The sequence below is a fragment of the Bradyrhizobium sp. UFLA05-89 genome, from assembly GCF_059803475.1.
The window spans coordinates 1-14,011 of record NZ_JBANBA010000055.1; the positions used below are offsets into that span (position 1 = coordinate 1).

The following is a 14,011-nucleotide window of genomic DNA, read 5'->3' on the forward strand; positions in this document are numbered from 1 at the left end:
CAAGGGAGGATCTCGATGAAGCGTCGTGAATTCTTGAAACTGTCGACCACCATGGCCGGTGCGGCCATGACCGTCTATCTGCCGGCCGGCTGGAGTCCTGCCAAAGCCGCGGGCAAGTGGAAGGTCGGCTTCAGCCAATGCACAACGCTCGAACCATGGCGCGTGCAGTTCAACAAGGACATCCAGGCCGAAGCGAAGAACCAGCCGGACGTCGACCTCGTCATCACCGACGGCCAGGACAAGACCGAGAAGCAGGTCGCCGACTGCGAAAACCTCATCGTGCAGCAGGTCAACGTACTCTTGATCTCGCCCAAGGAGTCCGCGGGACTGACCGGCGTCGTCGAGAAGGCGATCGACGCCAAGATTCCGGTCATCGTGCTCGACCGCAACGTCGACACCAAGCGCATCACCCAGTTCATCGGCGGCGACAATGTCGCGATCGGCAAAGCCGCCGGCGAGCACGCGGTGAAGCTGCTCGGCGGGCCAGGCAAGGCAACCGGCAACGTCGTCGAGATCTGGGGCGGCATGGGCACCCAGCCCGCGCATGACCGGCACGACGGCTTCCATGCCCACACCGACAAGGAGTCGGGCATCAAGTATCTGCTCAACAACCAGTCCGGCGACTGGAAGCAGGACAAGGCCTACAACATCATGACGACCGCGTTGCGCAACAACGAGAAGATCGACCTGGTCTACGGTCACAATGATCCGATGGCCTATGGTGCCTATCTCGCCGCCAAGGACGCCGGCCGCGACAAGGACATCAAGTTCATCATCGGCATCGACGGGCTGCCGGACGAAGGCGTCACCTGGGTCTCCAAGGGTCAGCTGACCGCGACGTTCCTCTATGCGACGCCCGGTGCCGAAGGCCTGCGGCAGGCGGTCAAGCTGCTCAAGGGCGAAAAGCTGGAGCCGGTCATCACGTTGCCGACGATGCTGATCACCAAGGAGAATGCCCCGGAGATCCTGAAGAAGAACGGGCTGCTCTGACCGGCTGGGGCTTTGAGCGCACCAACGGAGTCCGGTTCAAGCCGACTTGAACCGGACTGTGGACTTTACGTCGATATGGACGGCAGCGCCGTGACGTTGGATAGTCGTCAGCCTAAGAAACTGACCTATGTCCCGGGAGGCGTTGCATGCTGAAATCGATCGACCCGTTTCTAAATGCCGATGTTCTTTACGCGCTGCGGTCCATGGGACACGGCGACGACCTCGTGCTCTGCGACACCAATTTTCCGGCCGATGCGGTGGCGCGCCAGACCGTGCTGGGCAAGCTCATTCGCATCGACAATGTCACCACTGCACGCGCCGCGCGCGCGATCCTGTCGGTGCTGCCGCTCGACAGCTTTGTCGACAAACCGGCATCGCGCATGGAGATCGTCGGCCAGCCCAACGAGATTCCGCCCGTGCAGCGCGAGGTGCAGGCCGAAATCGACGCGGCGGAGGGGAAATCCTCCCCTATGGGCTCGATCGAGCGCTTCGCCTTCTACGAGCTCGCAAAAAAATCCTATTGCGTGATCCAGACCGGGGAGCGGCGCTTCTATGGCTGCTTCATCTTCAAGAAGGGCGTCATCCCGCCCGATGCTTGAGCTAACGAGGAAAGGGCTGCGCGGCACGTTCGGCATGAATATGACATCGAGATGATGTCGCGCGCGAGCATCCATCTTGCAGCGCGGCATCGCGAGAATTCTCTTCGTCATTTCTGATTGGTGGCAGGCGGCTTCAACTCCGCGTGCTTTCGTTGACATTGATGGGCGCCGCTGCATACTCGAACGCGGCATCAGTCACCCATCACGACGACACTGAAGTCCACGAGCCTCACGTCCTCGGTGTGCTTCGGCTACTCAGACTTCACATCAAGAAAGTCAACAAGGGAGGGTATCGCGATGAAACAGCAAGACTATGATTGGCTTTCCGCACTCCGTCCGAACCGGCGTACGGTGCTGAAGGGTGCGGCAAGCGCCGCAGCATTGGGCACGAGCGGAGCGCTCGGCACGTTCTCGGAGATTGCGCTAGCACAAAACAATCTTCGCGCGCAGATTGGGCAAATTCCAGGCGTGGGCAAGGGCTCGCCAACCGACGCCGACTGGCAGAAGGTCGGCGAGCTCTGCCTCGGCCCGACCAAGGCGAGCATCAAGGAAGGCGAGTTCAAGGGCGTCGAGCTCTCCTTCATGGGACTGAATAATCAGAACCTGCATAACCTCCTGTTCCGCGGCTTTCTCAAGCCGTGGGAGGCCTATACGGGCGCAAAAATCTCCTGGATCGATCTCGCTCAGGCCGACTACAACCCGCGACTCCAGCAGGCGATCGCGACCGGCACAGTCGATTTCGACATCCTGGAGATGGGCGCGCCGTTCGAAGGCGATGTCTGCGGCAAGGGCCTGGCGTCAGAGATGCCGGACTGGGTCAAGAAGCAGATCGATATCGATGATTATGTCGACTATCTGAAGCCGCCGGTCGGCACATGGAACGGCAAGACCTATCGCGTCACGATCGACGGCGACTGCCACAACTTCAACTATCGCACCGATGTGTTCTCGGACGCAGCGCTCGCCAAGGCCTGGAAGGAAGCCGGCAACACCGGCGAATGGGGCGTGCCAAAAACCTGGCAGCAAGTCCAGGCGGTGACGAAATTCCTCAAGGGAAAGAAGTTCAAGAACCAGAACGTCTACGGCTATCTCGATGCACCAAAACCCTGGGGCGGGTTCGGCTTCTATTTCCTCGGCAGCCGCGCCTCGGCCTATGCCAAGCATCCCGACGACAAGGCCTGGCTGTTCGACATCGACACGATGAAGCCGCGCATCAACAATCCGGCCTGGGTGCGCGCCATCCAGGACGTGATCGACGCGCTGCCATCCGAGCCGGCCGATCAGCTGAATGCCGACCCGAACACCACCGGCTTCCAGCAATTCCTGGCCGGCATCGGCTCGATGATCCCCTGGTGGGGCGACATCGGCCAGGTGGCGAAGGCGAGCGACACCTCGGTGATCGGCGACGTCGTCGGCTTCGACATCCTGCCCGGCTCGGACGATGTCTACAACGCCAAGACCGGCCAGTGGGACAAGCTTGCGAGCGGTCCGAACCATGCCCCGAACTGCGCCTATCTCGGCTGGGGCATCTATGTGATGGCGCGTGTCAATGGTGACGAGAAGAAGCACAAGGCCGCCTGGAGCGCAGCCGCGCATCTCGGCGGCAAGGACCTCTCGTTCTGGATGGTGCTGTACCCGTCGGGCTTCCAGGCCCACCGGACCAGCCACTTCCAATACGATGAGTGGGTGGCCGCGGGCTACGATCGCAAGTACATCACGTCCTACCTGAACTCGCAGCTCGGCTCCTACAACCACCCGAACCGCGCCGTGGAGCCGCGCATTCCCGGCATCTTCCAGTACTACAGCATTGCGGAAGACGAGCTGACGAAGATCTTCGCTGGCAAGGTCGACGCGCAGACCGGGGCGAACAACATCGCGGCGGCCTGGGAGAAGCTGACCGACCAGATCGGGCGCGAACGGCAGATCGGGCTCTATAAGGCCTCGCTCGGCGTGTAGCGCGCCCACGCAAGATCATCTACCCTCGGCTGGCGCCCCACGGCGCCAGCCGAAAACTTGCCCGGCGCCGGAACCGGCACTGAATGCGACTGATCTCGATGCAGAATTCCGTACCCGTTAGCGATGCGCACCACCAGCCGGCGACGAAGCGCGCTCCCGGCAGCAGGAAAGCCGCCGGCCGCGCGCTGGTTCTGCTGGCCTCGCTCGGCTTCCTGCTCGTCGTCCTCATTCAGGTCTTGCACACGACCGGCACAATTACGGCCGGATTTTCCGATTGGCGGCCGATCCTCATCGCTTATCTCGTCTGGGCCGTCGCTTTTGGCGTCGGACAAATTTTGACCCGTGGCGAGCGTGGCCAGCGCGCGCTGTTCCTGCTGCCGGCGGTGTTCTTCACCGTCGCCGTCGTGATCTTCCCGACGATCTTCGGGATCTACATCGCCTCACTCGACTGGAATCTCAGCTCGATCGAGGGCCCGCGCTTTTCCGGCTTCGACAATCTGAAGGGAATGCTGAACGACACCTACTACTGGAATGCGCTCGGCAACATGGTCTTTTATACCGTCGCGGTGCTCGGCGAGTACGCGATCGCGTTCGGCCTGGCGCTCTTGCTCAGTGCCGAGATCCGCGCGAGAAAATTCTTCCGCGTGGTCTTCCTGTTGCCGATGATGCTCAGCCCCGTCGCAGTGAGCTGGATGATCGGCAAATCGCTGCTGGAATATCGCTTCGGCCCGGCGGCGACGCTGGCGCGCTATCTCGGCTGGGACAACCCGGCATTCTTCGCTTCGCCCTGGATGGCGCGCTTCAGCATCCAGGCGATGGACGCCTGGGTCTCGATCCCCTTCATCATGATCATCCTGCTCGCAGGCCTGCAAGCGATGCCGAAGGAGGTGCAGGAAGCGGCCAAGGTCGACGGCGCAAATGGCTGGCAGTCGTTCTGGCACGTCACCTTCCCGATCATGCTGCCGGTCAGCATCACGGTCCTGATCATCCGTATCATCTTCAAGCTGAAGCTCGCCGACATCGTGATCAACGTGACAGCCGGCGGCCCCGGCGGCGCGACCGACACGGTGTCGAGCTTCATCTACCGCGTCTACCGCGACCGCTCGAACGTCGGATACGGCACGGCGCTCGCCATGGTCTATCTGCTGCTGATCATCGTGCTGCTGACGCTGATGTTGCGCCTTTCGAGGCGCTGGACGCAGAAGGTGGTCTAAAGCGATGAGATTAAGAAGAATCATCATCGCGCTTCAGGTTGTTGTTTTGGCATGATCTTTTCGGAAAACCGCTGCACACTTTTCCGGATCATGCTTTAGGTTCGAAACGGAGTTACACGCTTGTCCATGTCGATCGCGACATCGAAACCCGTTCCAAGACATCCCGCTGGGCCACGTGCCAAGCGCATGCTCGGCCGCACGCTGATCTACGCCGCATTGCTGCTCTGGACCTTCATCTGCCTTTTTCCGATCTACTGGACCGTCACGACCTCGTTCAAATCGGCGGTCGATGTGACGCAGGCGCACCTGATTCCCTGGGTCGATTTCCAGCCGGACTGGAAAGGCTGGCGCTCGCTCGGTCTGTCGCCCGATACGCTGTTCGGGACCTCGACCGCGCGCTCCGAATTCATGAACCGTTTCGTCAACAGCATCCTCACTTCGGTCGGCGCATCGCTGCTGGCGCTCGTGCTCGGATCGCTCGCCGCTTACGGTTTGAGCCGCTTTCGCTACAAGTTCGCCTGGATGCGCAATGACGACATCCTGTTCTTCTTCATGTCGCAGCTGATCCTGCCGCCGGTGGTGCTCGCGCTGCCGTTCCTCGTGCTCTACAAGGCCCTGGCGCTGCTCGACACGACGTTTGGCCTGATCCTGCTCTACACGCTGACTGTGCTGCCGATCGTCATCTGGATCATGCGTGACCAGTTCAACGCGATTCCGATCGAGCTCGATGAGGCCGCCTTCGTGGACGGCTTGTCGACCTGGGGCGCGTTCCTGCGCATCATCTTGCCGCTCGCGGTGCCCGGCATGGTCGCCGCGTTCATCCTCTCGCTGGTGCTGTGCTGGAACGAATATTTCTTTGCCGCTCTACTCACCAGCACCGACGCGAAGACGCTGCCGGTGATGGTGGCGAGCCAGACCGGCTCGCAGGGCATCAACTGGTGGTCGATGGCGGCACTGTCGACGGCGGCGATCGCGCCGCTCGTCGTGGTCGGCATCTTCCTCGAACGCTACATCGTCAGCGGCCTGACGACGGGCGCTGGAAAATAGCGGCTATCAACGCGCTCACGCGGGCACCGGCGCATCCGCGTCGAGCAGGCGCGCAGACTTCAGATCGGCCCAGAGCGCGCTCGGCACCTTGGTCGTAAGCGCTGCCACGTTGCGCTCGACTTCCTCTGGACTATGCGCCCCCAGCACCACGCTCGCTACCGCCGGATGGCCGAGCGCGAATTGCACGGCGGCCGTCGGCAGCGCGACGCCATGGGTCTCGCAAACGCGCTGGATCTCGGCGACCTTCGCCATGATCTCCGGCGGCGCATCCTGATAGTTGTACTTGGCGCCCTTGACCGCACCGGTGGCGAGAATGCCCGAATTGAAGACGCCGCCGAGCAGCACGGCAATTCCCTGGTCAAGCGCCAGCGGCAAGAATTCCTTCAGCGCCGGCTGCTCGAGCAGCGAATAACGCCCGGCCAGCAGCATCACGTCGAACGTGCCGGCTTTGGCAAAGCGCACACACATGTCGGCTTCGTTCACGCCGATCCCTATGCCCGCGACCACACCCTCCGCGCGGAGCTTGTCCAGCGCAACATAAGCGCCGGACATCGCCTCGCGAAACCGGTCCTCGATCGCGGCAGCACCGTGCGTCCAGACGTCGACGTCGTGGATCAGCAGCAGGTCGATCCGGTCGGTGCCGAGCCGCAGCAGCGACTGCTCAACCGACCGCATCGTGCCGTCATAGGAATAGTCGACCACGGGGCGGTGCGGCTGCCCGCCAACAAAGCCCGCCCGATTTTCCGGCTGGCGAAACGGGTCCATCCAGCGACCGACCTTGGTGCAGAGGATGACGTCCTCGCGGGCCACGCGCCGCAGCGCGGTGCCGCAGCGGTGCTCCGACAGCCCGTAGCCATAGAGCGGGGAAGTGTCGAGCAGATTGACGCCAAGCTCGAACGCCCGCTCCGCGGCGGCGATCGCCGTCTGGTCGTCAAGCCTGAGGAAAAGGTCGCCCAGCGGCGCGGTCCCGAAGCCGAGGACTGACACGTCAAGCCCAGCCCGGCCAAGGGTGCGGCGCGGTAGTACTGATTGTGAACCCATGGTGGATGTTGCTCTTTTCTGCGCGGCTTTGCGCCGGTCTCATGTTCGGTCGCGTGCAGCGTATGACTTTGTCGCCGTGTGTCAACGCGCACGAGCGCACGTCACGCGAGAATTCAACTCCGAATTCGTCGGCGTTTCCTGCGAACGCTCTGTCGTCAGCGGATCGACGACGGGCGTGGGAAAGTGGGACGGAGCGGCGAGAGCGACGATGCAACAACACATCGCTCACTCCGACCGCCTGCGCGGCCTCGCTGTGTCGAAGACGCCGGTCTCACAAGGCTTCGATTTCAAGTGGGCGCGGCCTGGAATCCGGACGCGCCAAGGGCATATTGCCCTGGGCAACGGCAAACATCTCCATGGGCTGATCGTAGCCCTTGATAGTTTGCTTGCCGATCGAGACAAGGGTGATGGCATCCCTGACTTTTTCTGCGACGGCTGTGTCGGTCAGGATTTGCGTATCTTTTGCCAGCCCGCATAGCCGAGACGCCAGGTTGACGACATTGCCGAGGGCCGTGTAGTCGAGCCGTCCCTCATAGCCGACGGTTCCGACCGTCGCCGTTCCCATTGCGATACCGACGCCGAAGCCAATCGCGTGACCGGCGGCGCACCATTTTCCGGCAATCGACTGCACCGCGACCTGCAGATCGATCGCGAGCTGAACAGCGTGGTTTGCGGGCTTGTCGCAGGCAACCGGCGCGTTGACGAGAAGCATCACACCGTCTCCGGCGAAGCGGATCAACGTGGCCTCGTGGCGAGTCGTGACAGCTCCCACTGCCGCATAGTATTCGCGCAGGACGGCCATGATGACGTCCGGTTCGGCGCGCGCGGCGAATGCCGTGAAGCCACGCAAGTCACCGAAAACCACGACGACTTCACGCCGCTGTCCTTCGAGCAGTTCGGCGGAATGTTCGACGAGTTCGGCAACTTGGGGCGCAAGAAATTGCTTCAGCCGGTCTATGCGGACGGATTTCTGCTGCGAGATCGCCAGCTCCGACGCCATCTCGTTGAAACGGACCGCCAATTGCTCCAATTCGTCACGACTGGAAATCCCAATGCGGTGGTCGAAATGTCCGGTACCGATCCGCTCGACGCCCTCCTCCAATTGCTTGATCGGACCGGACATCCGGTGGGCCCGCCAGTAGGCCAGCGCGAGCGCGATCAGCACACCGAACGCAATCAGAAGCGACGAGCGCCACAATGCCGCGCGGATCGGTGCGAATGCCTCCAGGACCGGCTGCATCGCAATCACCGTCCAGCCGATATCGGGTGCATGCACCGAGAGTGCGACGACGGGATTACCTTTGTCTCCCGAGATGACGGCACCACTACTCGTGGTGCCAACGAGCTGCTTGATCCGGCCGAAATCAACGGAACCGGCACGGCCGCGCAGGACCAGGCTGATGTCTGGATGGGCGATCAGCTGCCCGGAATCGTCGACGATCATGGCATAGCCGGTCTGACCGATCCTTATCGCGGCAATAACGTCCCAGATCAGCTTCAGGTTGACCTCGGCGATGGCAACCCCAGCGGCCGGAAGGTTTCCGGCGACCGCGATCCTCATATATGGCTCGGACTCGTGCTGATACTGGATGGGACCGTACCAGAGCTTGTTGGCGCGCGCGCCGATCACTGCGGGATCCGCGGATAGGTCGATCCCTCGGCCGGTCTTGTTTAAACGCAGCCTGGACACAAAAACGCGCTCGGTCCCGCTCTCGTCGAGCAGCGAGACGGAGACGATTGCCGGCACCTGCTGCAACAGACGCAACGCGTCGATCCTGTGCCGGTCATCGTCTCCCTGTGCCCACGGAAATTGCACGACCCAGCCCAATTGATCGCTTATTTCATCCGTGAAGGCCTCTATCCTGCCCGCCGCACCACGAGCCTCGGCCTGCAGAACCTCGCTGATATGGCGGCGCTGGTCGCGATAGCCGAACGATGCTTCGATCACCGCCCCAAGGATGAGAGGCACGACGGCTGCCACGAACAGGGTCGCGAAGTACTTGCAAAACAGAGAGCGGTGCGGCCGCTTCGCGTCGCCACGGACAGTCAACGAAGATTGTGCAACGAATTTTGACATAGCGATCTCAGGCAATCACCTTGTTGGCGCGAAACAGGATTGAAGATGTATCCAGCTCTACGCCAAGGTGCCGAGCCGTCTTCAGATTGATCACCAGTTCGAACTTTTCGGGCCGGATGACGGGAAGAACGGCAGGATCTTCGCCGCGCAGGATCCGGTCGGCGTAATTTGCAAGCCACCGATAGGTCGCGCGCTGGTTGGCGCCGTAACTCAAAAGTCCGCCGGCCTCGCAATACTCGGACCAGCCGAACATCGAAGGGAGCCGCTGCGCCAGCGCGAACTCCGCGAGTGTCGTCCGATCAACCATTGTCACAACATCGGGAAACACGAGGATGGCGTCGGCTTCCGAGCCAGCCGCAACCTCGAGCGCATTGTTAAGCTCGCGCGCGCCGGAGAAGGGAATATAGACCGGCAGGATGTCCAGCCCTGCGCATGTCTGTTGGGTCGCGCGCCACTCCGAGGGTTCCCCCGGATGGTCCGTGTTCGAGAGAACGGCGAGCCTGCGAATTCTGGGATAGATATCCTTGAGCAGCTCAACGCGCTTTCCCGCTAGCTCAAGCGAGAGGAACGTGCTGCCGGTGAAATTGGTGCCAGGTTGCGCCAGGCTTTTGACCACCCCCAAAGCCACCGGGTCGCCGCTGAGAGCAAACAGGATGGGGATGTCCTTGACGGTAGCCATGGCACGCGTTGCCGGGCCACTGGAAACCGCAAGGTCGACCTCACCGCGTCTCAGTTGCGAAATGATCTGGCGCAGAGCCGAAGGAGTTCCATAGTGCTTCTCGAGGGTGACGTTCTTGCCTTCGACATAACCCAGGGCGCCCAGCCCCTCGCGAAAACCGTCCAGGAACGGATCCGGTTCGGAGCCCGTGGAGATCCAGAGGATGCGATAGACCTTCCGTGCCTCTTGCGCGCGCGCAATCGCAGGACAAGCTACTGCGCCGGCGACAAGCCGAATAAAGTCCCTTCGTTTCATGGCGACCACCGCTACGACCAAGCTGTACGGAACAGGCCATCCAGTGGTCTTAATTTGCACTTGGACTTCCAAGGTCCGCCGTGGCTAGGGGACCGACAGGGGTATTGATCCCAGTTCTCTCGCGCCCTGGATGCTGAACTGCCAAAGGAGCGATCTCTGTCGTTAGTCGATAGAACCGTCCCAAGAGACTGGCCGTTCATGTATTTTTGGCTTTAGAAGCGCTTGATTTTTTCTTGAGGTCGGTATTTCCCGGAACCAACACGTCAATAAGGCTTACTCGCTCTCTCGCGTGCCTACCGGTGCACAAATGTCTCGCCGACGGTGCGAATTCACCGACGAAAATCGTTCGCATCAATGTCATGCTGCATTTCACGCCCGTTGATCATGAAGGAGAACGGCCGCACTCGTAACTCGAGGCCGGTCGGACTAACCTGCGGCCGCTCGGCCGGAATCAACCGGCCGGCGGAACCCCCACCCGGAGGAAGCGATGACACGCCAACTGTGCGATTCCGAGCAGCGCGATCCAGACACCACGCTTTCACGACGATCACTCGTCCAAGGCCTTGCGATCGCTGCAGGCGCAACGATGACGGGTGCCGGCGCCGCACTGGCGCAGAACGCGCCGGCGGCACCGCCGACGACGATCACAAATCCGCCCCGTGACTTCAGCTCGCGTGGCGCGCCGACCACCTATTTCTGGGACCCCGACATCATCGCGGTCGATCCGTCCTTCAACGACCTCGCGCAACCGAACACGGCGATCAAGCGGCTTCATACCGGACTGCTCTGGGCCGAAGGGCCGGCGTGGAACTCGCAAGGCCGCTACCTCCTGTGGAGCGACATTCCCAACAACCGGCAGATGCGCTGGAGCGAGGATGATGGTCATGTCAGCGTATTCCGCACGCCGTCCAACTACAGCAACGGCAACTCCTTCGACTTCCAGGGCCGCCAGCTCTCCTGCGAGCATCTGACCCGTCGCGTCACCCGCTACGAGCATGACGGTACCGCCACGGTGCTCGCCGACTCCTATCAGGGCAAGAAGCTGAACTCGCCGAACGACATCGTCGCGCATCCCGACGGCAGCTACTGGTTCACCGACCCCCCCTATGGCGGCCAGCTCTATGAGGGCGAGCCGGATGGTCCGGGCGGTCCGAGCAACGCCGCCGGCAAGCTCAATCCGCGGATCGGCCAGCCGGCCGGCTTCGCGCCGGGCAAGCGCGAGCTGCCGACCAATTGCTATCGCATCGACCCCAGTGGCCGCATCGACCTCGTGGTCAGCGAGGACCAGGTGCCCGATCCCAACGGTCTCTGCTTCTCGCCCGACTTCAAGAAGCTCTACGTCGTCTCGACCGGCAAGGGTCCAGGCGATACGGGCGCCGGTGGCAAGGGCGACGTGCACGTCTTCGACGTCGGCAGCGACAACAAGCTCTCCAATCAAAAGCTGTTCAGCGACTTCACGATCGACGGCGTGAAGTGCGGGCCGGACGGCGTGCGCTGTGACGTCAATGGCAATGTCTGGGCCTCCAGCAACGCCGGCCGCGCCGTCGGCTATAGCGGCGTGACGGTGTGGTCGCCGGAAGGCAAACTGCTCGGCCGCATCCGCCTGCCGGAGGTGTGCGGCAACGTGTGCTTTGGCGGCCCCAAGCGCAACCGCCTGTTCATGGCCGCGAGCCAGTCGCTCTACGCCGTGTACACAGCGACGCAAGGCGCCGGGCCGGGCTGAGACAGCGCGAGCCGGATCACGACGAGGCGCCGGCGTGCCCCGCCGGCGCCGAATTGTTTTGATAGTCGCCTTGGTGCGTGACGGGATTGCCAGGGAAAGACACCATGCGCGTTGTCATCTGCGGCGGCGGCGTGATCGGCGCCTGCGCCGCCTATTTCCTCAGCCGCCGCGGCGCCGAAGTCGTCGTCGTCGAGCGGACCGAAGTAGCCGCCGCGGCATCCGGCAAGGCCGGGGGATTCCTCGCGCTCGACTGGTGCGCCGGAACGCCGCTCGATGCGCTGGTGCGGCGCAGCTTTGCGCTCCACGCGCAACTACCGCACGAGATCACAGGCGATTGGGCCTACCGCCGCATGACCGCCTATGGCGGCTTCGTTGCCAGCGATGACGCGCAGCGTGACGCACCATCCGCGCTCGGCTGGCTGTCCAACGGCGTCGTCATCGCGCACCGGCTCGGCACGACGGATACGACGGCCATCGTTCATCCGCGCAAATTCACCTCGGCGATGATGAACGCGGCGCTCGCGCAAGGCGCCGAGCTGCGCCGGGGACGTGTCAACGGCGTCGCGCGCGATGCGGGCGGAACGACCGTGAAGGGCGTCGAGATCGATGGCGGCGTCGTCGAGGCGGATGCCGTTGTCATCGCCATGGGACCATGGTCGCTGCTGGCGACCCAATGGATGCGACTGCCCGCCGTGTACGGGCAGCGAAGTCCAAGCATCGTGTACGACACCGGCACGGACGTTCCGGCCGATGCATTATTCCTGGAGTATGAGCAAAACGGCAGCACAATATCGATCGAGGTTTTTCCGCGCGCGGACGGCAGCACCCTGATCACAGCGTTCTCTGACGTCGCGCCGCTACCGGTTGACCCCGCGGCCGTAACGCCGGATCAGGATGCGATCGATCGCCTGCAAGCGATCGCTGAACGGTTGTCACCGCTGTTTCGCAGTGAGAGGATCATTACCCGGCAGGCCTGCTTCCGTCCGGTCACGCAGGACGGCCTGCCGCTGATCGGTGGCGTGCCGAACAGCGAGGGACTCTACGTTGCGACCGGACATAATGTCTGGGGCATCCTCAATGCGCCCGCAACCGGCGAAGCGATGGCAGAATTGATGACTGAGGGCGCAACGCGCAGCGTCGATCTGATGGCGTTCGATCCCGCCCGGCTTCGACCGCTCGATCCCTCGCTGCTGCAAGCACGTTGATCGCTAGATGCTCAGGCCGGCACAGATTGGCCGGAGAAAGCGGCCTCCGCCTCATCTCGCAGCCGGTCCGGCGTCTCCAGATAGCGCGGAGAATAATGAAACGTGGTCATCCGCTTCACGCCCGCCTCGCGTGCGAGGTAGCCGGCCTGCGCCGCCGTCAGGTGACGGCGCACAGATGCGAGTTGCGCGTCGTCGCCGGCGAAGGCTGCCTCGATGAACAGGTGATCGGCGCCGCGCGCGAGCGCGACGATCTTCTCCGCGTTGGCCGGAGTGAAGGCGGCGTCGGTCACGTAGGCGACGCGCTGCCCGGGCGCGAGCTTGAGCGCGTGCCGGGTCAGCTCGCCGAGCCGGATCGTCTGGCCGCTATCGACCACGATCAACGTGTCCGGCTGCGCGCCCATCCGCACCGCGCTCTTGGCCGCATTGAGCCACGGACCGACCTGAAGGCCGAGTTCGGCGAGGCCGGCTGTCCAGACATTGACGCGCAGGGTTTCCTGCAACGCAAACCCAAGGCAGGGAATCCCGTGATCGAGGGTTGTCGCCTCGATCCGTAGATCGCCGTCCGCAAACACCAGACCCGGCGCAACGGATGGCGCTTCAATCGGCGCGCTACGAAACTGCCGCCTCGCAGAGAAGCCTACCCAGTCGCCGAGCCGGCCGTCGCAGAATTCGGCCGCGGCGACCTCGAAATCCGGCGACTCCTCGTTCAGCAGATTCCAGCTATACGACGCCAGCTTGCCGGCGATGCCCGCGACGAGACCAGGCGGCCCGATCACGCGCAAACGGCCCGGCTGATGATGCCTGACCCGCAGCAACTGATCGAAGCCGGCAAAGTGATCCATGTGACGATGGCTGACGAAGACGTTGCTGATGCGCAGCAATTCCCGATTGGCCAGGGAAGATAGATCGCCAAGGTCGAACAACATGGCGCGCCGCCCGAACCTGAAATCGACCAGCACTCCGGGATCGGCGAATGGCTCGTTGACGAGGCGGCATTGAACGAGTTGAGCCATCAATAGGACCTTCCTGCGCAGCGCGACGTTATCCCGACGATGTCAGCCAGGCGACCGCCTTCGCGTCGATCGCTCGTTGTCGCGTCGCGGGCACACCGGCGCATGGCGGACGCGAACGCATGCCCGCCAGCGGATTCTGCATGACTGCAACGATCGTGGTGCACTCTATTTGC

11 protein-coding genes are annotated in these 14,011 nt (G+C 62.7%); 7 read left to right on the forward strand and 4 right to left on the reverse strand.

Features of this window, described 5'->3' with window-relative positions; translation table 11 throughout:
• Positions 1-66: 66 nt before the first annotated feature.
• The 5 genes from SO139_RS25675 (at position 67) to SO139_RS25695 (ending at position 5,806) form a co-directional block, all read left to right on the forward strand.
• Positions 67-990 carry a substrate-binding domain-containing protein gene (locus tag SO139_RS25675; protein WP_449379007.1) on the forward strand — a complete coding sequence of 308 codons (924 nt, stop codon included), beginning with the start codon at positions 67-69 and terminating at the stop codon, positions 988-990.
• A 146-nt stretch (positions 991-1,136) separates the two neighbouring features.
• Entirely contained in the window at positions 1,137-1,589 is a 453-nt protein-coding gene (locus tag SO139_RS25680; protein WP_449378963.1) for an RbsD/FucU family protein, read from the forward strand.
• A gap of 297 nt (positions 1,590-1,886) precedes the next feature.
• Positions 1,887-3,545: a type 2 periplasmic-binding domain-containing protein gene (locus SO139_RS25685; protein WP_474799141.1), complete on the forward strand. Its 1,659-nt coding sequence runs from the start codon at positions 1,887-1,889 to the stop codon at positions 3,543-3,545.
• 98 nt (positions 3,546-3,643) lie between these two features.
• On the forward strand, positions 3,644-4,759 hold the full coding sequence (locus SO139_RS25690; RefSeq protein WP_449379008.1) for a carbohydrate ABC transporter permease: 1,116 nt from the start codon (positions 3,644-3,646) through the stop codon (positions 4,757-4,759).
• 186 nt (positions 4,760-4,945) lie between these two features.
• Positions 4,946-5,806 (forward strand): carbohydrate ABC transporter permease, encoded by an 861-nt coding sequence (locus SO139_RS25695; RefSeq protein WP_449379009.1) that lies wholly within the window; start codon positions 4,946-4,948, stop codon positions 5,804-5,806.
• Positions 5,807-5,821: 15 nt separating this feature from the next.
• Here SO139_RS25695 and SO139_RS25700 read toward each other — a convergent pair whose 3' ends face one another.
• The 3 genes from SO139_RS25700 to SO139_RS25710 all read right to left on the reverse strand — a co-directional run bounded on the left by SO139_RS25700 (position 5,822) and on the right by SO139_RS25710 (position 9,957).
• Positions 5,822-6,847 (reverse strand): aldo/keto reductase, encoded by a 1,026-nt coding sequence (locus tag SO139_RS25700; protein ID WP_449378965.1) that lies wholly within the window; start codon positions 6,845-6,847, stop codon positions 5,822-5,824.
• A 271-nt stretch (positions 6,848-7,118) separates the two neighbouring features.
• The gene (locus SO139_RS25705) at positions 7,119-8,924 is read right to left on the reverse strand and encodes an adenylate/guanylate cyclase domain-containing protein (protein ID WP_449378966.1); all 1,806 of its coding nucleotides are present in this window, start codon (positions 8,922-8,924) and stop codon (positions 7,119-7,121) included.
• 7 nt (positions 8,925-8,931) lie between these two features.
• Positions 8,932-9,957, reverse strand: coding sequence for an ABC transporter substrate-binding protein (locus SO139_RS25710; protein WP_474799144.1), 1,026 nt, complete (start codon positions 9,955-9,957; stop codon positions 8,932-8,934).
• A gap of 427 nt (positions 9,958-10,384) precedes the next feature.
• Between SO139_RS25710 and SO139_RS25715 the strand changes: the two genes are divergently transcribed.
• A complete protein-coding gene (locus SO139_RS25715) occupies positions 10,385-11,620 on the forward strand; it encodes an SMP-30/gluconolactonase/LRE family protein (protein WP_449378968.1) in 1,236 nt (411 codons plus the stop codon).
• A 104-nt stretch (positions 11,621-11,724) separates the two neighbouring features.
• A complete protein-coding gene (locus SO139_RS25720) occupies positions 11,725-12,825 on the forward strand; it encodes an NAD(P)/FAD-dependent oxidoreductase (RefSeq protein ID WP_449378969.1) in 1,101 nt (366 codons plus the stop codon).
• Positions 12,826-12,836: 11 nt separating this feature from the next.
• On the opposite strand, the gene SO139_RS25725 is transcribed toward SO139_RS25720, so the two are convergent.
• Positions 12,837-13,838: a ribonuclease Z gene (locus SO139_RS25725; protein WP_449378970.1), complete on the reverse strand. Its 1,002-nt coding sequence runs from the start codon at positions 13,836-13,838 to the stop codon at positions 12,837-12,839.
• Positions 13,839-14,011 lie beyond the last annotated feature (173 nt).